A 21177-nucleotide genomic window follows, 5' to 3' on the forward strand; every position below is an offset into this window, starting at 1 on the left:
TGGTGGGGGCGTGGGCGGTCACAGCCGGAGGTCCAGGAGGGCGCCGCCCGAGTCCTGCGGGGCGCCGACGACGACGGAGAGGACGATCGTCTCGTCCGGGTCGAGGCCGAGGACGCGCTGCGTGGGGATCTCCTTGAACGCGCGCACAGGCCGGGCGAAGAGGCCGGAGGCCGCCGCCGAGAGGCACAGGCCGTGGGCGGCCCAGCCGACGGCGTGCTGCGCGGCGCCCCAAGCGGCCGGGCCCGAGCGGGCGAACAGGTCGCGGGGGCGCACGGAGAAGAACACGGTCATGGGTGCGTGCCGGATGCGGCAGCCGTTGACGGGCGAGACGCCGTACCCGTAGTGCTCCTCCAGGCGGGCGGGCGCTTCCGGGTCGGCGCGCAGGAGGCGGGCGCCACCCGGGACCGCGCGGTGGACCCCGTCCTCGTGGCCGTCGACGCCCTGGACGACGGCGGTGACGTTCACCGCGTCGAAGGCCGCCGCGAGGTCGGGCCCGGGGGGCGGGACGGCGAGCCACCGCAGCGCGGTGTCGAAGGCCTCGGCGGGGAGCCGGGCGCGGCGGCCGCTCATGCCGTGCAGGGCGCGGGGCATGCGGCCGGAGTGCCGCTGCCACAGGAGCTCCGCCCAGTTCGGGACGGTGCGCGAGGGGGGCAGGCCCCTGGGGATCGCGGGCCCGACCGGGACGGGTGAACTGTCGTACGTCTGCTGCCGGTTGACGCGCACGAGGTCGGCGAGCGACGGGTCGCGCCGGTCGGGAACGGCCGCGCGCCGCCGTACCGGCAGGACCGGGGCCGGGTCGCCGACGTCGAGGGTGAGCGGCAGCGACCACTCCCACGCCGGGTCGAGCCCGAGGTCCCCGAGGAGCGCGTGCCCGTCGGACCCGGGCAGCGAAAGGCGTGCGGGTACGTCGAACAGCTCGAAGCCCACGCCCAACGCCCGCAGCACGATGCCGAGTTCGAGCGCGACCAGCGAGCCCCTGAACCACTTGTAGGCGGCCGGGATCGACGTGTAGCGGCCGGTGAGGGCGATCCGGCGCGGCGCGCCCCCGCCCGGTTCACCGGTCAGCGCGTGCCGGTCAGGATCGAGGACACGCCAGGGCGCCCCGCCACTGCCCCCGGCCACGAAGGCGTGGACGGGGAAGAGGCAGCGCGGGGAGGCGTAGGGGCGGTGGTCGTTGTACGGGTTCTCGGGCTCGCGGCGCTGCGGGCCGAACGCGGTGATCAGCGCGCGGGCCAGGCGGTCCGGCACGTCGCGCGGCGGCGGGAGCGTGGGGTAGGGCATCCGTTCCAGCTGGTCGACGGTGCCGAGCGGGAGGGTCTCGCGCGGGGCGCCCGCGCGCGGCGGCGCGGGCGCGACGTGCGTGTCCGGGGGCGGCTCCGGGGTCCAGGTCCACGGCGGCGGCTCGGGCCGGTCGGCCCCGGCGCCGTACGCGTACCAGAGGGGTTCGCGCGCGATGCTGTTGTCGCCTTCGGGGCCCGGCAGTTCCACGGGGGAACGCCGGGCCGGCGCGGGCGCGGTCACGGGAACGGGTGGGGGTCGTAGGGGGACGTCCGGTGCTCCTGGGCCGTGCCGCGCAGGGCCGCCTCCAGACGGGGCAGGCCCGCCAAGCGCTGCTGCGCGTGGCCGAAGCACATCGGCAGGATGCCGGGGACGACCGCGCGCGCGACGTGGATGCCCGCGTCGGCGTGCTCGCGGCTCGTCTGGTCGACGAGGACGATCCGGTCGAGGCCCGCGTCGGCGAACAGGGAGCGTACGAAGTCGAGGGCGCCACGCACATCGCCGCCCGACGCGTCGGCGAGGCGCCGTGGCCAGTCGGGGAACGCCTCGTCCAGGGTGACGCTCTCGCCGCCGAGCGCGGCCGTGGCCCGCTCGCGCGTCTCGGGGATCGAGGAGAACCGGACGTGGTCCTCCAACTCCTGGACCAGCCATGGGTCTTCGGCCATCGCCTCGACCTGTTCCCTGGTCCAGTCGACGGGGTTGGTGACGAGCTGGGCGACCTCGCGCAGGGCGCCGCGGACCGCGGACTGCGGGTCCGCCCCGGATCCGGCCGAGGAGAACGTCGCGGGGAACGGGTTGAGGCGGTTCACCGCCAGGACCCAGACCACGGGCAGCGCGATGTCCCGCGTGGCGACCAGGAGATGGATGTCGAAGCCGCGCGCCTGGATCAGCTCGATCATGGCGCGGCTCGTCGGGTCGGTGATCGAGCTCTGCGGGATGTGGGGCAGCGGCGCGGCCCGGTACCAGGAGGTGAGGAACGCGTCGCGCTCGGCGAGCTCGAACAGCGAGTGCAGCGCCGCCTCTTCGAGGTTCGCGCCGACGGCGCAGCCGCTGGACGACTCGTAGAAGTAGTGCTTGCGCTCGTGCGGCGTGACGGCCCTCGCGGCGCGCCGGTCCCTGCGGAACGCGTATTCGTACTGGTAGAAGGCGTGGTCGGCGGGGACGAGCAGGGCCCGCCCGTCGTCGAGGTCGTGGCCCCACACCCAGTCCATCGGGGTGTCGGCCGTGTGCGGGGTGACCCGGCTGGTCGGGTGGGCGAGCTGCTCGTCCGTGTACCGGCCGAGGGTCGCCGGGTCGACGGCGTGCTCGGCGACGTCCGTGTACGCGCGGTCGGTGAGGACCGGGATGTCGTACGGGAATCCGCCGAGCCTCTCGTACGCCTCCAGGACCGCGACGGGCTCGGTCTCGGCGAACGTCCTGGCGCGGCCGTGGCCCATCGCCGGCGCGTCCGGCACGACGGCCATGCTCATCGCGAACGGGGTGCGGGACTCGCGCAGGACGGCGCGGACCGGGCCGTAGCGGTCGTCGACGAGGCGCTCGCGCAGCAGGCCCCGCTCGACGAGACGGCTGTCGCCGGACCGGGTCGGGTCGCCCGGGGACGCCGGCCGGCTCCGCAGCGCAGGTGACAAAGGCTGTTGCGCGGCGGTGAGTTCGGCCTTCTCGGGGCCGCACAGCGGGCAGTGGAAGCTGCGGGCGACGCGGTGGCGGCGCAGGCCGCGCGCCGATACGGCGTACAGCTCGCCGGGGCCGAGGGGCCGCCGCGCCAGGTGCTCCAGGGACGCCCGGAGCAGTTCGGGCAGCAGCGCCTCGGACGGTGCGGGTCCGGCGGCCGCGTGCGCGAGGTCACCGACGAGGGGGTGGTCGACGACGGTGCGCTCACGCACCTCGGCGCAGCCCGCGCACCCGGCGTCGGTCCCCGGCACCCACAGCGGTCCGACGAGGACTTCGTCGCCGTGGACGCGCACGGACAGATGCGGGCGGCCCGACTCCCTCGCCGCGTCGAGGTGTTGGCGCTCCCGGCCGAGGTCCCAGCCGCGCCGGACGGAGACGCTCGCGCCGCCCGCGACGGCCGGGGCGCTCAGCCCGGTGAAGACATCCCGCCAGGTCTCGTCGTCGTACGCGTCGGGGGCGCGCCGTGTGCTGATCACCTCAGCCGTGTCACTGTGCATCGTGGGTCTCCCGCGTGCGTTCTGCGGCCTCGACCGGCCCGTACCAGAAGGGGATCTCGCCGAGGACCGGGTCCGCCGCGACGGGGTGGCCGCACCAGGCGATGCCGAGGGTGTCGGCGTGGGTGGTGAGCTGGGCGCGCAGGGCGCCGGTGACGGCCGGGTCGGCGAACAGCAGGGCGTCCGTGGAGAGTTGAGGGGGCCTGCCCGTCTGTGCGTGGGCGACGGCCTCGCACAGGGCGGCGCGCAGGGCCTCCTCGGAGGTGGATCCCCAGCCCGTACCGAGGAGTTCACCGGCTGCCGTGGTGACCTCGGCGAGAGGCCAGTCGATGCCGGGGACGTGGCGCAGCGCGAGCCGGGGCTCGCCGTCCACGAGCTGCCGCAGCGCGGACCGGATGCGCTCGCCTTCGGCGTCGGGCGACGCGTCGGCCCCCGCAAGCTCGACCGCGCGTGGGGCCAGCAGCCGCAACGCGCCGTCGAGCAGCCAGTGTTCCTCGGTCAGTCCGGCGGCCGCCCCCGGGGCACGGTCCCGCAGGGCGAGGAGCGCCGCGGCGACGGTCGCTGTCTCCTGGTGCGGCCCCCAGGCGACGAGCGTGCCCGCCCGCTCCCCGCGCTGTTCGACGGCGCGCAGAGCGAGCGGCATCTGCGGCAGGCCCTCGTCGGCGGTGTAGGCGAACAGGCCGGTGAAGCGTCCGGCGAGGGCCACGGCCGGCTCGCGTGCGTCCTCCGGTTCGGGCATCGGCGTCGAGAGGACGTCGGTGAGGAGGGAGCCCGGCCGGCCGGTCGCGGCCGCCATGCGGGCTCCCCCGACGGTCACCCGGTCGGAGACCAGGTCCGCCCCGTGCACGACGTGGGCCTCGCCCGCGTCCGCCGTCCCTGTCAGCGTGTCGATGAGCAGCTGCCCCGCGAGAGCCCCGGCCACGGCGTCGGCGACCGGCCGCGGCACGGGCCCCTCACTCTCGTCCGCCCAGGACAGCGCCCGTTCGTGGAAGGCCTCGGCGCCCTCGGGACCACCCGCGAGAACGGGTCCCACGACATGAACCGTGTCACCGAGAAGGACAGTCAAGTGGTGTGCGGCAGAGGGGAGTTCGAGTCGCGTGCCATCGGCGGCGGTACGCATCTCCAGTACCGCGTCAGCACCTTCGTACCCGTTGTCGTACGAACCGTTGTCGTACGAACCGGGCGCCTCGACGACCGTCACCTCCCCCACCCCGGCCCGCCGCAGCCCGCGTGCCGCCGGGCCGGTCGCCTGTGACGGGCCCGCGACGAGTACGCGGGCGGCGCGCAGCCGGGCGAACGCGGCGTACGGGTCGTCGAGCCGCGCTTCGAGGCGCGCGACGGACTCGGCGTGCGGCGCGCGCTCCTCGGGGGACGGCTCGGGGACGGTGAACGCGCCCGGGTCGAGCAGGAGTCCCGCGTCGCGCAGCTTGCCGACGAGGTGGCGTACGGCGGGGCGGGAGCGCTCGGTGCCGAGTTCGGCGACGAGTTCGTCCTCGGTCGCGCCGTTCTCCAGAAGGGGCACGCAGCCCTCGGCCACGGCGTGCAGGACGTCGGAGCCGCGCAGGACGACCTGGCCGCGGGTGCCGCTGAGGTAGACGCCGCCGGGCACAGGCGCGAAGTGCAGGTCCGGGCGGGCCCTGAGTTTGGTGCTCGTCATGCCTGTCCCCCTCGGTAGGTGAAGCGGCCGCCGACCTCGCGGCCGACCTCGACGACCCACTCGGTGGCGTGCGTGCCGTCGACGACGGCCGGCAGCGCCTCCTCCAGGTAGCAGCCGTCGGCGCCGCGCCGGTCGAGCATGCGCGGCAGGACGCGGGCGCTCAGGGCGCTGGTCAGGTCGACGTACTGCGGCTTCTGCTGGAGCCGCTTGGACTGCACGTCGGGGGCGCCGACCGAGAGGGGCCCCTCGTCCTCGGGCGCGTTCTTGATGACGACCTCCTCGGCGACGCCGTGCCGGGCGCGCCACGCGTTGAGCGCGAGGAGCCGGTCGTGCTCGTCGGGTCCCGCGGCGACCGCGGTGGTGAGTTCGTCACCGCCGTACCAGCGACGGCGGCCGATGAGGACGTCGCCGACGGCCATGCGGGGAGCGGTCCGGGTGGTGGCGCGGTCCCACGGCGTCGCCGCGTGCCAGCTGTTGGGCAGGCTGTTGAAGAGGCGGCCGCTGATGGCGAGGCCCGAGGCGACGGACAGGGGCGGCGGGAACAGGCCGGGGTGGCCGGTGCCGAGCGGCAGGACGCGCAGGGGCGCGCCGTCGGCGTCCTCGACGCGGAGCGTGTCGGTGTCCGGGTCGTGCGCGAGGCGCAGCGTGAACCAGTCCTCGGGGGTGAGGCCGCCGGGAAGGATCGGCGCGTGCGCGTTGACGTTGAGGCGGTGCAGGCCGAGGTCCTCGGTGACGCGGGCGCCGTCGAAGCCGTACTCCCGCTGGAGGTGCTCGGCGAGGCGGGGCAGGGCCTGGCCGCCCATGCGGCGGTCGGCGTCGAGGAAGCGGGCGTAGAGCATGCCGTGGCCCGGCAGTCCGTCGTTGAGGACGAGCCTGCCGTCGCCCTCCTGGAGGAGGACGCCGTAGATGAGGGGGTCCTGGCGGAAGCGGTCGGGCAGGGACGCGGTCAGGCCCGTCACGTCGTCGGGGGTGAGGACGAGGGTGTCGTCGCCGGCGTCGGCGGTCTTGGACAGGCGCGCGTGGACAGCCTCGGTCAGCTCGCGGCGCAGCAGGTACATGCGCTCCAGGGAGCCGTCGGCGGGGCCGATCCCGGCGAGCGCGGACGGGTCGCCGGTGCCGTGCGGCCCGTAGACGGCGTCCATGGCGGCGGCGCGCCGGGACACCTCGCCGACGACGAACGCGGCGTTCGCGGCGAGCGGGATGTTGGCCCCGGCTCCGAACCGCTCGACGAACGCGGCCGTCATCAGGACGCGCACGTCGTGCAGCCAGTCGAAGACGGACAGGAGCTCGACGGCCGGGCCGAGGTCGGCGAGCGGCTTGTGCCACTGCCGGGTCGCCACCTTCAGCGGCGGCATGACGTAGTCCTCCTCGACGGTGATCTGGGCGGGCCGCCCGGCGAGGTGGCTCAGCTTGCCGAGGTCGCCCCTCAACTCGGCCAGCACACCGCCCCGTTCGGGCGCCGGGGCGCCGGCGAGGCGGGGCAGTCCGGCGCGGATGCCGGCGGCGAGGGTGGTGGCGCGCGGGTCGTCGGGGGTGAGGAGGTCGTCGTAGTCGGCGGCGCCGTCCTCGGCCTCGTGGAAGGTGCACAGGAGGCCCTGGCCGACGGCCTGCCGTACGCGTTTGTCGGCGGCCTCGGCGGGGATGCCGGCGCGTTCGGCGACGTGGGCGACGACGGCGGGGAAGAGCCGCGGCCCCATGGACACCGCGTCGAGCAGGTCGCCGACGGGCCCGTCCAGGGGGACGGCGAGGCGGCGCATGCCCGCGTCGGTGAGCCGCAGGAAGAACAGCTTGCCGGACTCGGGGTCGGGAGCGGAGGTGGGCGGGATGCCAACCCACAGGTGCGTGAGGTCGGCGGTGTCGGCCGCGGGGAGTCCGCCGAGCACATAGCCGAGCATGACGCGGTCGAGCCCGGGGAACGCGGTGGCTCCCTCGAAGGGGACGTCGCCGGGGTCGACCCCGTCCGGGTCGGGCTGCGCGATGCCGACGGCGGTGAACCGGGACAGCGGGCTCGTGCGGACCATGGCCCGCGTGACGTACTGGATGAGGCCGCGCTCGGACTTGCGGGTGCGGGCGGAGACCTTGCCGGGGCCGAGGACGGCGGCGCGGTAGCGCTCGGCCTCCTGGTGGACCTCGGGCGCCACCAGGGCGAGTGAGCGCAGCAGGTCGTCGTCGCCCAACAGGGCTGCCAGGCCCGCCCGTTCGCGGTCGGTGGCCTCGGTGTAGCCCTCGACGACGGCGTCGCGCAGCCGCTCCCTGGCGTCCCGCGCGGCCAGCCACTCGGTGACGGCGGGCGTGGGAGCCGGCGGCTTCTTGGGCGCGCGGCCGTTGTGGATGGAGCGGCGCAGCGCGATGAGGTCGCGGCGCTCGGCGTCGTCGGCGGCCTCGCCGATGCGGTGGTACAGCTCGTCGGAGCACGCGTCGGCGGCCTGCCTCAACACCTCCTCCGCGGAGGCGAGTTCGGCGAGGGTACGACGCTGGGCCGGGTCGGCGAGGCGGGCGCGGCGCAGCGGGTTGACCCGCAGGAACCAGAGGGATTCGGGTGTGGTCGGGCCGGTCATCGCGTGACTCCCGTCGGGTCGGCCGCCGCGCCGGCCATGCGGTCCCGGCGGTCGTTGAGGCGGTCCTGCCAGGACACGCCGAGGACGTCGTCGACGGTCTCGGCGATGGCGAAGCACATGTAGTAGCGCTGCATCGGCGAGACGGTCAGGAGCGGCAGCTGCTCGTAGAAGAGGTTCGTCAGGAGGCGGAAGGCGGCGAACCAGCGGGAGGGGTCGGCGACCACTCCGGAGTCGCCGACGGCCCGGTGGAAGTCGCTGTCGGGCTGGTCGCCCTGCGGCACGACGCGGGCCGCTCCGGGCGGGCCCATCTCGCTGCGGTCCACGCCGTCGGTGACGGAGTCGAGCAGGTCGAGGGTGAGCGTCCCCGCGGCGACGGCGCTCTCCAGGGCGCCGGAGCTGTACGCGAACGCGGTCCGCCAGTCCGCGGCGCCGGCCGACACCTCGCCGGACAGGCGCTGTTCGACGACGGTACGCAGCCGGGGTGCGTCCTTGGCGAGCCGTTCCTGGAAGACGGGCCTGACGTCCTTGGTGGGCGCGGCCCAGGCGAGGAACGCCTCGACGTGGGAGCGGGGCGAGAACACCCCGTAGGCGGGGCCGAGGAAGTGCGTGTCGACGAGGGCGGCGAACGCCTCGGCGAGCCGGACGGTGGCGGTGGCGGGCTCGGCCGCGATGCCGTCGATCATGCGCAGCAGGGGCTTGTTGAGAGCGCCGAGCACGACGGTGCGGAACTGGTCGAGGCGCGGCTCGCGGGACGCCGTGTCGGCGGGGCTCACCCGTGAGACGGCGCCGTGCTCACGCAGCGGCAGGTAGGGAGGCTGGACCGCTTCGAGCCGGCCGAACTCGCGGGCCTGCTCCAGGTACGCCTCCTCGGTCAGGGCGCGCGGCGGGTCGAGCGGACCCGCGTCGAGGAGATCGGCGACCTCGGTCCAGTCGGGGCCGCCCGGCACCGCGAGGGCGAGGACGTCGACGTGCGGACCGTGCAGCCAGCCGCGCCTCAACTGGACGGCTGGGGCGCCCCGTTCGCTCAGGGCGCGGGCGGCCGGCACGACGTGCCGGGCCAGCCACGCCGGTGTCACCGGCATCCGTGTGTGGAGCCGCACTCCCGTCAGGCCGGCGGAATCCGGCTTCACGGCAGTGCGCTCCGGCGCTTCAACCCCCATGTTTTTCGCACCTTCCAGGAAATCTTCAACAGATCTGGCGGAATGTTTTGACTGGAATTCTCCGGCGGCGGCTTGCGCCCGGAAAGGGAATGCGGCGCCGCCGCTTACATACGTCACCGCTTTCGTGACACCGGCGACTGCCGCGTCATGGACGGGTTGGCCGAAAACCGGCAGGCGCGCGCGAAGATCGCTGTACTCTCCGGCCATGACTACGGACACGGAGTGCCTGGCACTCACGCAGAATCTGCGCCGCCGCGGGGCGATCGTCCTCGCGGTTTTTGCCCTGGTGTGGGCTTTTGCGGGCGGCTCCGGCATAAGCGCCGTGGGGGTTTCGGTGACGGTCGGTGTGCTCGCCGCCGTGGTGACCGTCGTGGCGGTGGTCCTGGCGTTCCGCGGCGGGGCCGGTCCGGCCTCACGCATGGTGCGGCTCCCGGAGAAGTGGAACCGCGGGGTCGGCATGGTGAACATGGCCGAGCTGGTGGCGATCTTCGTGGTGATCGCCGCGTCGAACGCGAGCGGCCACCCCGAGCTGATCCCGCCCGGCATCTGCCTGGTCGTGGGCCTGCACTTCTTCCCGCTCGCCCGCCTCTTCGACCAGTGGCAGTACAAGTGGACGGCCGTCCTGCTGACGGCGGTCGCGGTGGCGGGTCTGGTGGTCGCGGCGGCCGGCACGACCATGGAGACCGTGCGTGTGGTGGTCGGCCTGGGCGCCGCGCTGGTGCTGTGGGCCTCGTCGTTCCACGTCGCCGTGCGGGGCTGAGGCGGGACGCGCCCGAACCAGGAAGGGGCCCCGCGAAAGGGCCCCACACAAGGATGTACCCATCCAGCTCCCGGCTGGATGGGCGCATCCTTTGGAACGGTGGATCAGCAGGCGGAGCAGGTGCTGGACGAGGACGACGAGGTGCCGATCGAACCGCTGGAGGCGCCCATCTCGGGGAGCGCGACACCCTGCGCGACCTCAAGGGTCTCCAGCTCGTCGACGTCGAAGCTGTCGAACGCCTTCTCCGCGTCGTCACCGTTCTTGATGTCGTTGATGCTCATGTGGTGAATTCCTTCCGGTGTTCCGCGAAGTGGCTTCGCGGGGTGGACGAGCGGTGGGTGAGGGGAAGTCAGCAGGCGGAGCAGGTGCTGGACGAGGACGACGAGGTGCCGATCGAACCGCTGGAGGCGCCCATCTCGGGGAGCGCGACACCCTGCGCGACCTCAAGGGTCTCCAGCTCGTCGACGTCGAAGCTGTCGAACGCCTTCTCCGCGTCGTCACCGTTCTTGATGTCGTTGATGCTCATGTGGTGAATTCCTTTCGTGAGTTCACGAGTTCCCGGGGATTCCCCGGAGCGACCTTCCCGGAGATTTCCGGGGGGTCTTTTTTCTTTCCGCAACCGGTGGCTGCGGAATTAATAATGCTCGGCCGGTCATTCGGTGGCCAGCCTTTGCGTCCCCTCGCTGACATTTATCACGGGGGAATTGACCGGCAGCGACCATTCCGGGTTGTTGAGCATGGCCCAGCCCGCCTCGGGATCGCCGGCCACGGAGTCGTCGGGGCTGCGGCTGCCCAGCAGGAAGTCGCCGACGGACGACTCCTTCAGGTAGTCGAGGCCGAGGACACGGGCCGACATGTCGGCGTCGCCGTTGCCCAGGCCGCACGGGGCGAGGCCGAGGGCCGTCGCCACCAGGTACATGGTCTGGTAGAGCACACCGGTGTGCCGCAGCGTCGTCGCGTAGGCGATGGCGCGGTACTTCCACGCCATGCGCTGGAAGCGCGCCGTGACGGTGATGAGCACGTCGGGACGCGCCTCCATCCCGGTGGCGCGTGATGCCACATGGAGGAGGGACTCCCGGTCCGTCTCCGCGTCGTTGACGAGGACGAGGCGGTGCGCCACGGGGTCGTAGTAGTAGATGCCGGCGTCGAGCCCCGCGCAGCGCCGCACGGTCACGTACAGCTCGAGTTCGTAGCCCTGGCCGCCGCTGGGATAGGGACGGGAGACGACCTCGTCACGGCCGCTGCCGTCCTCGGGGGTGTAGTGGGCGCGCACACGGGCGACCCGGTAGAGGAACTCGCCGAGCTGCTCGGCCGTCAACTCCCCTTCTCCGTAGGAGCGGATGGAGCGGCGCGTCTCCAGGGCCGTGGTGAGCGAGGGGTCACGCGCGGCGATCTCCTCGCGCGTGGGCCGGTACAGGTCCACGGCCGGTCCGTCCGGGGCGGGCTTCACGGCGGGCTGGGGGTCGATCTCGCCGCGGTACGGGTATACGGCGCCGAACACGTCGTCGTAGCGCCCGGAGCGGATGCGGGAGTGGAACAGCAGGTCGTGGAAGTCCCACTGCCGCAGCCTCGGATCCGTGTCGGAGGCGAACGCACCTTCCTGGTCGGCGAGTTCGACGAATCCGGCGCCCACGAGGTGCGCGAGCGCGTCGAGGACTTCGTCCTCGCTCAGGCCGGTGCCGAGCGCACCCGCCGCGACGGGTTCGCCCAGGGCGGCCACCAGTTCGCGGGCCGCGCGGTCCACGAGCACCGCGCGGAACTTCACGAGCGGCGACTCCAGGACCAGTACGCCCTCGCGGGTACGGCAGAACGCGAACCGGGAGAGGCGCACGGTCGTCCCCGGCGCCACCACGGCGATCCGGTGCTCGGCGTCGCGCGCAGTGGGCTCGATGCGCAGGAGCTCCCTGCGGTCGGCGGGTCCGCCCCGGGTGAGGACGCTGCGCGCGACGAGATGGCCCGCGCGGTCGAGGAGACGTTCCACCTGGACGGCCTCGGCGGCCCGCAGCCCGTCCAGCAACTCGCCCATGGGGCGCGGCCCTTCGGCGAGCCGGCCGAGCGCGGTGCGGATGCCGCCGCGCACCGGTCGCAGCGTGAGCGAGGTGGCGGGGCCCGCGAGGGTCGCCGACTCCCCGTCGAAGAGGACCCGGACGTCGGCGCGGAACGCGGGTGCGGTGCGCGGCGGTGATTCCGCCGTCTTCTCGGTCGGCATGCTGATCTCCGGTTCCCTTGAGGCGACTTGCCCAGGGCCGCGTGCTGTTGAGGCGGCTGTTGAGGGCGTACTCCGGAAATCACTGTCACGCCGAACGGGAAGCGCTCCCCCTGTCTCCCGTGAAATCGGTGACGTACACCATCGGCGGCCATGACACCCGTCACCGCGACGCGTCGAACTCTCGGAATTCCGCGCCCTGGTCCGCATGCTCGGAAGACGAATTCACCATCCGGCCGGGCAAGTTAGGCCGAGCGACCTCAGTTAAGGAATCCCCGCCGTGCTTACACGTCGTCATGCAATACGCCTCGGTCTCACCACCGGTGCCGTCGGCGCGGTGGGCGCCGCGGGAGGGCTCTTCCAGACGCTGACGTCGGGCGGATCCGCGAACGCGGCAACGGCGGCCGGCGCCCCGGCCGTCACGCCGTTCGCGGTCCCGCTCCCCGTGCCCGAGGTCCTCGCCCCGTACCGGAGAACGAGCACCACCGACTACTACGCGGTCACCATGAGCCGCACCAGCCACCAGATCCTGCCCGGCACCCGCACGGACGTCCTGACCTACAACGGCACGTTCCCCGGCCCCACCATCCGGGCCCGCAAGGGGCGCACCGCGGTGGTCCGACAGATCAACGCCCTGGACATGCCGACCTCCGTCCATCTGCACGGCGGCAGCAACCCCGTGGAGCACGACGGCGGCATGATGGACACGATCGCGCCGGGCCGCTCCAGGACGTACGTGTACGCCAACGACCAGGTCGGCGCCACGCTGTGGACGCACGACCACGCCCACCACATGGAGTCCGAGCACGTCTACCGGGGCCTTTCCGGTCTCTATCTGCTCGGCGACAAGGCGGAGGACGCGCTCGGCCTGCCGTCCGGCCGCTACGAGGTACCGCTGATCCTGCGTGACGCGCAGTTCGACGCGGCCGGCCAGATGGTCTACACGATGGACGACGCGGAGAACCGGACGACCATCCTGGTCAACGGCGCCCCGTGGCCGTACATGAAGGTCGAGGCGCGCAAGTACCGCTTCCGGATGCTCAATTCATGCAACCTGCGCATCTTCATCCTCTGCCTGAACGACGGCAGCCAGGTCACCCAGATCGGCTCGGACGGCGGCCTGCTCCCGGCACCCGCCGCCACCCCGGTCCTCGTCCTGTCCCCCGGTGAACGCGCCGACTTCGTCGTCGACTTCTCCAAGTACGCGCCCGGCACCCAGCTCACGCTCCAGAACATGCTGGGCCCGGGACCGACCGAACTCGTCGGCCAGATCATGCGGTTCGACGTCGGCGAGAAGACGCCCGACACCAGCCGGGTACCCGACGTCCTCACCACCTTGCCCGCGCTGCCGAAGCCGACCGTCGAGCGCAGCTTCGAGCTGCGGATGGACGAGCCCGGCACCGGCGACAAGGCCTACATCAACGGAAAGACCTTCGACGCCGGCCGCATCGACACGAACATCGAATGGGGCGACACCGAGGTCTGGACGGTCACGAACACCAGCACCACGATTCCGCACAACTTCCATACGCATCTGGTGCAGTTCCGCATTCTCGAACGCGACGGGCAGCCGGTCTATCCGGCGGAGGCCGGCCTCAAGGACACCGTGCTGCTCTTTCCGGGGCAGACGGCCAGACTCCAGCTCACCTTTAACACGCACAAGGGTGTCTACCCCTACCACTGCCACATGATCGACCACAGCGCCATGGGAATGATGGCGCAGATGAAGATCTCTTGAACTGCCCATTCCGTACGACGAATTGCTGGAGAAAGGGGGGAACATGACCGCACGATCAAACCCGTACGTCCGCCGTATTCTCGACGCGCTCGAACGGGATCCGTCCCGCGCGGTCCTGCACCGGCCGGACGGCACCGTCGCCGCCGGTGAGCTGAGCGACTCGGTCCACGGCACCACGGCCCTGCTGTACGACCGCGGGGTCGGCCGGGGCGACACCGTGGCCGTCCTGACCGGGCCGAACCATCCGCTGATGCTCAGCGCCCGGTACGCCGTGCACCTCCTGGGGGCCACCTCCGTCTACGTACGGTCGATGAACCCGAGGACCGACACGGAGACGTTCTCGCTCGGCACGCAGACCCAACTGCTGCGGGATCTGGGTGTGTTGCTCCTGCTCGTGGACGAGGAGAGCGCCGAGCGCGGGCGCTGGCTCGCGCACCGCCTGCCGGGGCTCACCGTGCTGCCGATCCAGCGCGGGGCGCCCGCCAGGGCCCTCGATCCCGGGCGGCTGCCGCCACCGAGGCCCGACGCGCTCGCCGTCGTCGACTTCACCAGCGGCAGCACGGGCCGGCCCAAGATGGTCGCGCAGCAGTTCGGCACCCGTGAGGAGCTCGTCGACCGCCTCGCGCATGGCCTCGATCCCCGGGGACCCGCGACGCTCCTGTCCGTCACACCGATCAGCCACACGACGGCGCCGATGGCCGACGCGGTCCTGTCGGGCGGCGGCACGGTGGTGCTCCACGACGGCTTCGACCCCGACGACGTACTGCGCGCCTTCGCCCAACAGCACGTCACCGACGTGTACTTGGCGGTCCCCCACCTGTACCGGCTGCTCGACCATCCGGGCATCGACGCGACCGACCTGTCCTCGCTGCGCCGCATCACCTACAGCGGCACTCCGGCGGCACCGGGCCGGGTGGAGCGGGCCGTCCGCCTCTTCGGGGACGTCCTCATCCAGGTGTACGGCACCACGGAGGCCGGCGGGATCAGCAGCCTCAACCCGCTCGACCACCGGGAGCCGGAACTGCTCGGCTCCGTCGGCCGGCCCTTCCCGTGGGTGCGTCTGGAGATCAGGGCGCCCGGCGGCGGACCACAGGTCGAGCGGGGCGTCACGGGCGAGCTGTGGGTCAACTCCCCTACGGTGACGGCCGGTTACCTGGACGACGAGGAACTGACCGGTGCCACCCTCAGGGACGGCTGGCTGCGCACCGGTGACCTCGGGCACTGGGACCGGTACGGCTATCTGCGGCTCGACGGACGCGTCGGCGACGTGATCAAGCACGGCGGTCTGAAGCTGGACCCCGCGGCGATCGAGGGCGCGCTCCTCCAGCATCCGCAGGTGCGCCAGGCCACGGTGTTCGGCGTGCGCGACGACGACTACGTGGAGCAGGTGCACGCCGCCGTCGAACTGCACTCGGGCGCCGCCCGCACCTCGTGCGACCTGCGCGGATACGTGGCCGCGACGCTGACTCCGGAACACACCCCGGTCCGGATCTCCGTCTGGCCGCAGCTGCCGCTGACCCCGTCGGGCAAGCCGGACCGCGCGTATCTGCGCCGGGTGTCGTCCACACCCGAGCGCTCCGGTCCGAAAGCCTCCGCCGCCGCGCAGGCGCCCGCCACCAGCTCCCCGCGCGGAGCCACCGCGCGGGACGGCCCCGTCCGCGTGAGCGGCACGGGTGCTCCGCCCGATCACGCCATCCCGCGAACCAGAAAGGGCGTCTCATGACCGCATACGGCCACTTCGCCCGGTCGCTGCGGCTGCGGCGGCTCTACCGCCACAGCACGGCCGGCCTGATGATCACCCCTCTCGACCATTCGATCAGTGACGGTCCCGTGGTCACCAAGGGCATGTCACTCGACCATCTCGCGGGCCGCCTCGCGGCCGGCGGTTCGGACGCCGTCGTCGTGCACAAGGGCAGTGTGCGGCACATCAGTCCGGAGCGGTTCGCCGCGATGTCCCTGATCATCCACCTCAACGCGAGCACCAGCCAGGCGCTCGACCCCAACGCCAAGTACGTCGTCGCCGGCGTCGAGGAGGCCCTGCGCCTGGGCGCGGACGCGGTCAGCGTCCACGTCAACCTCGGCTCCGACGACGAGCGGCAGCAGATCGGCGACCTCGGCCGGATCGCCGACGCCTGCGACCGCTGGAACCTGCCGCTGCTCGCCATGGTGTATCCGCGCGGCCCGCGGATCACCGACCCCCGGGACCCGGAGCTCGTGGCGCACGCCGTGACGATCGCCGCCGACCTGGGCGCCGACCTGGTCAAGACCGTCTTCCTCGGCTCCACCGCGGAGATGCTCGACCTGACGGCGGCGTGCCCGGTGCCGGTGCTCGTCGCGGGCGGCCCCGCTCTCGCCGACGAGGAGGACGTCCTCGCGTACGTACGGGACGCCCTGGCCGGCGGCGCGGGCGGCGTGGCGATGGGACGCAACATCTTCCAGGCCGCCGACCCGCGGAGGCTCGCCGCCAAGGTCGCCCGGCTCGTCCACCACTTCCCCGAGCAGCACTTCGGGCCGGGCCCCTTCACCGCGTCCGCCGACACGGACAGCGACGCCCGGCTCACCCCGGACCACCTCGACGCACCGACCACCGCCCCGCTCTCCCACGATCTGACAGGAGGTCCGCATCATGACGGACGCAAAACTGTGCTGGCTTGACATCCGCGACGCCGGCACCGCCACCGCCGCCATCCTCGAAGAGGCCGTCCACCAGCGGATCGACGGCGTCGTCGCCGCCGACCCGGCCGCCTTCACCGGCCTGCCCCCGACCGTCCGCAAGATCCTCATGTTCGAGGACGGGGCCGCCTCCGTCCCCGCCGACCTCGGCGAGGCCGACCTGGTGATCGTCCCCGGCGGCAAGGACGAGCGGGCCCCGCTCGTCGAGGCCCACCCCGACGTCGAGTTCGGCCGCTACGTCGAGATCGTCGACGCCGACACCCTGGAGGACGCCTGCCTGGCGGCGCGCCTCGAGGCGTGGAGCGTCCTCGACTTCCGCGACCCGACCAAGATCCCGCTGGAGATCGTCATCGCGGCGGCCACCGGCGCCCCTGGTTCGATCGTCACGACGGCGGCCAACCACGAGGAGGCCGAGATCGTCTACGGCGTACTCGAACTGGGCTCGGACGGCGTCCTGATGCGCGGGCGCACCGTGGGCGACGCCACGGCCCTGCGCACGGCGGCGACCTCGCGCGGCGGGGAGATCCCGCTGGTGGAGCTGACGGTCACGGGCGCCACGCACATCGGGATGGGCGAGCGTGCCTGCGTCGACACGACGACCCACTTCCGCAAGGACGAGGGCATCCTCGTCGGCTCGCACTCCAAGGGCATGGTGCTGTGCGTCAGCGAGACCCACCCGCTGCCGTACATGCCGACGCGGCCCTTCCGGGTCAACGCCGGCGCGCTCCACTCGTACACCGTGGCGCAGCACGGGCGCACCCACTACCTGAGCGAACTGCACGCGGGCAGCTCGGTGTTGGCGGTCGACGTGAAGGGCCGTACGCGGCCGGTCAGCGTCGGCCGGGTGAAGATCGAGACGCGTCCGCTGATCTCCATCGACGCGGTCGCGCCCAACGGCCAGACGGTCAACCTGATCCTCCAGGACGACTGGCACGTCCGCGTCCTCGGCCCCGGTGCCTCGGTCCTGAACAGCACCGAACTCAAGCCGGGCGACACGATCCTGGGCCACCTGCCCACGGCCGACCGCCATGTCGGCTACCCGATCAACGAGTTCTGCCTGGAGAAGTAGCAACGCGCGTACGCAAGTGGCCAACGCCCTTACGCGTGTGAGCAACGCCCGTACGCGCGTGACCAACACCCGTACGCCTCGCACCAGGACGCCCCGCCCCGGCACACCCCGTGCCGGGGCCGGCTGGCGTGCGGCCCCGGGCCGCCCCGGTCTCACAGCCATCCGTGCTCGCTCGCGATGCGGGCCGCGTCGAACCGGTTGCGGCCGCCGAGCTTCTTGATGGCCGCCGAGGTGAGGTTCCGTACGGTCCCCGCGGCGAGGTACAGCTCGCCCGCGATCTCCTTCACCGTGGCGCCGCCGGCGGTGAGGCGCAGCACGTCCATCTCCCTCACGCTGAGCGCCGATTCGCCCGCTGTGGGCGGACGCATCAGAGCCGGGTCGACGGTGAGGCAGCCGCCCGCGACACCCATGAGGGTGGTGATCAGCTGCGGCATCCGCGCGTTCTTGGGGACGATGCCGAGCGCGCCGGCCGCGACGGCCCGGTCGACCACCGCGGGTGTGGCCGCGCCGACCATGAGGGCGACCCCGCATCTGGGATGCCGGGAGCGCACATCGGTCGCGGCCCGCAGCGCCTTGCCGCCCATCGTGGGCTCCCCGAGCAGCAGCACGGTCGGGCGGTGCCGCTCGACGGCGGGCAGCACGGCCTCGTAGGTCGTGGCGAGCCCCACGACGTCCAGGCCGTTGGTGCCGTTGAGCGTCTCGGCGAACGCTTCGAGAACCAGCTGGTGATCACCGGCTACGACCACGCGTACGGACATCTCTCTACCCCCGTATGGATGTACTGGACTCAGAACCGGACTCGGAACCGGAACCGGACTCGATACCGGAACCGGAATCGGGCTCGGAATCGGCAGGGCCGAGCAGCCGGTCGACCACCGACCTGGCGAGTTCCTCGGCGCGGGCCTCCTGGTCGATCTCGATGTGCACGGCGTGCGCGGGCAGGCCCGCCACGACGGCGGCCGACACCGCACGGAACGTGTCCGCGAGCCCGTACGCGGCCTCCTTGGCCGGGACGATCACGACGGCGGCCGTGAGCGGACCGATGTCGGCGGCTATCTGCGCCGGCAGCGCGAGCACCGCCTCCGTGTCCTCGGCGTCCACCTGATACGGCAGCGCCACGAGACCGATGTCGGCCAGCTCCTTGCACAGGAAGGCGGCGTTGGTCGCCGCATCGTCGCCGCGTCCCCGATGGCCGGCCCCGACGACGGCGACGGCGGCCCCGGCGGCGCAGAGCCGTGCGGTGACGACCCGTCCGGTGCCGGTGGTGGCGTCGACGACGAGGACGACGCAGCCGTCGAGCGGCGGGGGTGCGTAGGACGCTGCGTGGGACACGAGGACTCCCTGTTCGCGGAATACGATGAGCAGGTAACGTGCGGAATCTGTGTACGGCTTGAAACGTGCGCATCGCCGGGAATGCGGTGCGCCCTGATGAAGTGGAGTTCAGGCGCCTCTACTTGGCGCTGAATAAACGTTCAACCGTGGTTCAAGGGGGAAACACCACGTGGACGAAGTCACGTCACTGGATCAGCAGACGCTCGGCGTCTACCGCGCGATTCTGTTCCACAAGGAACACGATCCGAAGCGCCTCGCCGCTTTACTGGACTGCACACCGGAGGCGGTGGAGGCGGCCCTGGACAGGCTGTCCGAACTCTCCCTCCTCGCACCTTCGACGGACTCCCCCGGCCGGCTGCGGGCGGTGAACCCGTCGCTCGGCCTGAAGGTCCTCCTCCAGCGGGAGCAGAACGAACTGGCCTGGCGCCAGCAGCGCATCGAGCAGAACCGTGCCGCGCTGGCCGCGCTCGCCGCCGAGTACACGGCGTCCGGCTGGTCGAACACGCTGGACGGCACGGAGCACCTCGACAACGTCGACGACATCCGGATCCGTCTGGAGGCGCTCGCCGAGTCCTGCGTGCGCGAGTCCCTCGCCTTCCATCCGGTCAACGCGCTGACCCAGGAGTCCATCGAGGCCGGCCGGCCCCTCAACGGGCGGGCGCTCGCCCGCGGGGTGCGCTTCCGGTCGATCTACCTCGACAGCGTCGCCAACGACCGCGTCACCAAGGCGCACGCGCAGTGGATGGCGGAGCGGCACAGCGAGATCCGGACCTCGCCCACGCTCCCGATGCGGCTGCTCATCGTCGACAACACCGCGGCGATCGTGGCCGGCCTGCCGGGGCAGGCCCAGCCGTCCGCGCTGCTGTTCAGCAGCCAGCCGGTGGTCCTCGCGATGCGGGCCCTGTTCGAGGCGTACTGGGAGCACGCCTGCCCCCTCGACCGGCCCGGCGACGCCCTGCCCGGCGGGCTGACCCCGCAGGAGCGCAAACTCCTCCAGCTCCTGGCGACGGGTCTCACCGACGAGGCCGTGGCCCGTGCGCTCGGTATCGGGGTGCGCACCGAGCGCCGCATCATGGCCGAGCTGATGGAGCGCCTCGGTGCGTCGAGCCGCTTCGAGGCCGGCGTGCAGGCCACGCGCAGGGAGTGGATCTGACGGGGCGTCGTCGTCCGCATCGGGCTCACCGCTGAGGGGCGACGGGCCAGACGAAGTCGTCGGGCGAGGTGGGTATGCCGGGCAGGCCGGGGAGGTTCTGCGGCAGGGTCGGCCACACGAAGTCGAGGGGCTTGGCCGGCGGAGTCGGCCACACGAAGTCGTCGGCGGAGGAGGGAACGGCCTCCGCCGCGCCGGCTCCGTGCCCGGTGGCCCCGGAGGGGAGGGCCTGCGCGGGCACGGCCATAAGGATCCCGCCGAGTACGGCGGCGGCGAGGACGGTACAGCGGGTGATGGCACGGGACATGGGAGGTCTCCATTCGCGAGTACGGTGCGGCGTACGTTCGATGCGTTGACCTGCGCCGGTCCGGTCCGTTTCGGCCGTTCCGACTGCGTGCCTAGAGATAATCACCGCGCCACCCCCACTGTCCGCATCCGGCCACGCCAGGAAGCTGCATGGCAGGGAGTTGCCTGGGGGGCGGGGTCCTCGGGTGGCGCGTTGGGCTGAGGCCTTGGGGTGGGCCATGGGGTTAGGCCTTGGGGTTAGGCCTTGGAGTGTGCCTTGGGGGGTGGGCCTTTACGCGGGGCCGGTCAGCCCTCGGCCCCGGTGTCCGGCTCGACCGCCCCGCGGCGGAACTCCGCGTTGATGCGCAGGGCGTCCTCGAGCTGGTCCTCGAGGATGATGATGCGGCAGGCGGCCTCGACGGGGGTGCCCCGGTCGACGAGCTCGCGGGCGCGTGCCGCGATTCGCAGCTGGTAGCGGGAGTAGCGGCGGTGTCCGCCGGCCGACCGCAGCGGAGTGATCAGGCGCGCTTCGCCGATCGCCCGCAGGAATGCGGGCGTGGTGCCGATCATCTCGGCGGCCCGTCCCATCGTGAAGGCGGGGTAATCGTCGTCGTCGAGACGGCCCAGCGGTCCTTCTTCTGTCATTTCACCTCGTCGAGGGGCGCATGGAGGGGCCCAGACGCCGTCGCGGCGGCCGTGCCCCGGGCAAATTGAACACCATGCGTCCGCAAGGTCGCGCAGCCGCCGGGCCGCGCGCACGCCGAAGGCCCCGACCGGTACCCAGGTCGGGGCCCTCGGCACCGCCCGGCCTCCGTGGCCGGGCGGTGACGCGTCTACGCGGAGGCGGGCGACCCCATCAGGGCCGACGCGGCCTGGAGCGGGGTGAGTTCAGCCCCCGCGGAGCCGCCCGCGGAGACCTCGGTACAGGCGAAGCCGAGCGCGGTCAGCGCCCTGACCACCTCACCGGAAGTGAAGTCGCGCCGGTCCTGGCGGGTGATGACGGCCCCGACCTGCTTGACGGGGTAGCGGCGCCGCCCGATGAGCACGGAGTCGCCGGTGACGGGTTCGGGTTTGACGCCCTTCATCGCGTCCAGCACGTCGCTGCTGAACAGCTCGAAGGGGAATCTGGCGATGACACAGCGCATG

19 protein-coding genes are annotated in these 21177 nt (G+C 72.6%); 6 read left to right on the forward strand and 13 right to left on the reverse strand.

Translation table 11 applies throughout. The features are described 5' to 3' along the window. Positions 1–18 precede the first annotated feature (18 nt). The 5 genes from AC07EJ_RS38215 to AC07EJ_RS38235 are packed head-to-tail and all read right to left on the reverse strand — an operon-like array spanning position 19 to position 8818. On the reverse strand, positions 19–1521 hold the full coding sequence (locus AC07EJ_RS38215) for a nitroreductase family protein (protein ID WP_478885977.1): 1503 nt from the start codon (positions 1519–1521) through the stop codon (positions 19–21). Next, a complete protein-coding gene (locus AC07EJ_RS38220; RefSeq protein WP_478885978.1) occupies positions 1518–3446 on the reverse strand; it encodes a TOMM precursor leader peptide-binding protein in 1929 nt (642 codons plus the stop codon). The genes AC07EJ_RS38215 and AC07EJ_RS38220 overlap by 4 nt, the downstream gene beginning before the upstream one ends. Continuing rightward, positions 3436–5100 (reverse strand): hypothetical protein, encoded by a 1665-nt coding sequence (locus tag AC07EJ_RS38225; protein WP_478885979.1) that lies wholly within the window; start codon positions 5098–5100, stop codon positions 3436–3438. Before AC07EJ_RS38225 ends, AC07EJ_RS38220 begins: the two co-directional genes overlap by 11 nt. Further along, positions 5097–7658, reverse strand: coding sequence for a lantibiotic dehydratase family protein (locus AC07EJ_RS38230; RefSeq protein ID WP_478885980.1), 2562 nt, complete (start codon positions 7656–7658; stop codon positions 5097–5099). The genes AC07EJ_RS38225 and AC07EJ_RS38230 overlap by 4 nt, the downstream gene beginning before the upstream one ends. Further along, positions 7655–8818, reverse strand: coding sequence for a hypothetical protein (locus tag AC07EJ_RS38235; protein ID WP_389480140.1), 1164 nt, complete (start codon positions 8816–8818; stop codon positions 7655–7657). Before AC07EJ_RS38235 ends, AC07EJ_RS38230 begins: the two co-directional genes overlap by 4 nt. Positions 8819–9023: 205 nt before the next feature. On the opposite strand from AC07EJ_RS38235, the gene AC07EJ_RS38240 reads away from it, so the two are divergent. Next, positions 9024–9578 carry a DUF7010 family protein gene (locus AC07EJ_RS38240; protein WP_389480138.1) on the forward strand — a complete coding sequence of 185 codons (555 nt, stop codon included), beginning with the start codon at positions 9024–9026 and terminating at the stop codon, positions 9576–9578. A gap of 104 nt (positions 9579–9682) precedes the next feature. Here AC07EJ_RS38240 and AC07EJ_RS38245 read toward each other — a convergent pair whose 3' ends face one another. The 3 genes from AC07EJ_RS38245 to AC07EJ_RS38255 all read right to left on the reverse strand — a co-directional run bounded on the left by AC07EJ_RS38245 (position 9683) and on the right by AC07EJ_RS38255 (position 11787). After that, positions 9683–9859, reverse strand: a complete 177-nt coding sequence (locus tag AC07EJ_RS38245; protein ID WP_100591202.1) for a thiazolylpeptide-type bacteriocin — start codon at positions 9857–9859, stop codon at positions 9683–9685. A gap of 68 nt (positions 9860–9927) precedes the next feature. Next, the gene (locus tag AC07EJ_RS38250; protein ID WP_100591202.1) at positions 9928–10104 is read right to left on the reverse strand and encodes a thiazolylpeptide-type bacteriocin; all 177 of its coding nucleotides are present in this window, start codon (positions 10102–10104) and stop codon (positions 9928–9930) included. 126 nt (positions 10105–10230) lie between these two features. Then, complete coding sequence (locus AC07EJ_RS38255) at positions 10231–11787, reverse strand: SagB/ThcOx family dehydrogenase (protein ID WP_478885981.1); 1557 nt, start codon at positions 11785–11787, stop codon at positions 10231–10233. A gap of 277 nt (positions 11788–12064) precedes the next feature. Here AC07EJ_RS38255 and AC07EJ_RS38260 point away from each other — a divergent pair, with 277 nt between their 5' ends. The 4 genes from AC07EJ_RS38260 to AC07EJ_RS38275 are packed head-to-tail and all read left to right on the forward strand — an operon-like array spanning position 12065 to position 17264. After that, entirely contained in the window at positions 12065–13522 is a 1458-nt protein-coding gene (locus tag AC07EJ_RS38260) for a multicopper oxidase family protein (protein WP_389480132.1), read from the forward strand. A gap of 43 nt (positions 13523–13565) precedes the next feature. Further along, the gene (locus tag AC07EJ_RS38265; protein ID WP_393583116.1) at positions 13566–15245 is read left to right on the forward strand and encodes a class I adenylate-forming enzyme family protein; all 1680 of its coding nucleotides are present in this window, start codon (positions 13566–13568) and stop codon (positions 15243–15245) included. Beyond that, complete coding sequence (locus tag AC07EJ_RS38270; protein WP_389480127.1) at positions 15242–16177, forward strand: 2-amino-3,7-dideoxy-D-threo-hept-6-ulosonate synthase; 936 nt, start codon at positions 15242–15244, stop codon at positions 16175–16177. Before AC07EJ_RS38265 ends, AC07EJ_RS38270 begins: the two co-directional genes overlap by 4 nt. Next, a complete protein-coding gene (locus tag AC07EJ_RS38275) occupies positions 16149–17264 on the forward strand; it encodes a 3-dehydroquinate synthase II family protein (RefSeq protein ID WP_393583118.1) in 1116 nt (371 codons plus the stop codon). Before AC07EJ_RS38270 ends, AC07EJ_RS38275 begins: the two co-directional genes overlap by 29 nt. Positions 17265–17416: 152 nt before the next feature. On the opposite strand, the gene AC07EJ_RS38280 is transcribed toward AC07EJ_RS38275, so the two are convergent. Together AC07EJ_RS38280 and AC07EJ_RS38285 are read right to left on the reverse strand one after the other, a co-directional pair. Further along, a complete protein-coding gene (locus AC07EJ_RS38280) occupies positions 17417–18022 on the reverse strand; it encodes a response regulator transcription factor (protein WP_389480122.1) in 606 nt (201 codons plus the stop codon). Positions 18023–18026: 4 nt separating this feature from the next. Further along, positions 18027–18596, reverse strand: a complete 570-nt coding sequence (locus AC07EJ_RS38285; RefSeq protein ID WP_393583119.1) for a hypothetical protein — start codon at positions 18594–18596, stop codon at positions 18027–18029. A gap of 169 nt (positions 18597–18765) precedes the next feature. Here AC07EJ_RS38285 and AC07EJ_RS38290 point away from each other — a divergent pair, with 169 nt between their 5' ends. Continuing rightward, entirely contained in the window at positions 18766–19749 is a 984-nt protein-coding gene (locus AC07EJ_RS38290; RefSeq protein ID WP_389480116.1) for a helix-turn-helix transcriptional regulator, read from the forward strand. Positions 19750–19774: 25 nt separating this feature from the next. On the opposite strand, the gene AC07EJ_RS38295 is transcribed toward AC07EJ_RS38290, so the two are convergent. The 3 genes from AC07EJ_RS38295 to AC07EJ_RS38305 all read right to left on the reverse strand — a co-directional run bounded on the left by AC07EJ_RS38295 (position 19775) and on the right by AC07EJ_RS38305 (position 21176). Beyond that, positions 19775–20053: a hypothetical protein gene (locus AC07EJ_RS38295; RefSeq protein ID WP_389480113.1), complete on the reverse strand. Its 279-nt coding sequence runs from the start codon at positions 20051–20053 to the stop codon at positions 19775–19777. 284 nt (positions 20054–20337) lie between these two features. Then, the gene (locus AC07EJ_RS38300; protein WP_478885982.1) at positions 20338–20676 is read right to left on the reverse strand and encodes a helix-turn-helix domain-containing protein; all 339 of its coding nucleotides are present in this window, start codon (positions 20674–20676) and stop codon (positions 20338–20340) included. A gap of 188 nt (positions 20677–20864) precedes the next feature. Further along, positions 20865–21176 carry an SCO5918 family protein gene (locus AC07EJ_RS38305; protein WP_389480108.1) on the reverse strand — a complete coding sequence of 104 codons (312 nt, stop codon included), beginning with the start codon at positions 21174–21176 and terminating at the stop codon, positions 20865–20867. Between the last annotated feature and the right edge of the window lies 1 nt (position 21177).

Source organism: Streptomyces sp. NPDC045026, assembly GCF_056432625.1.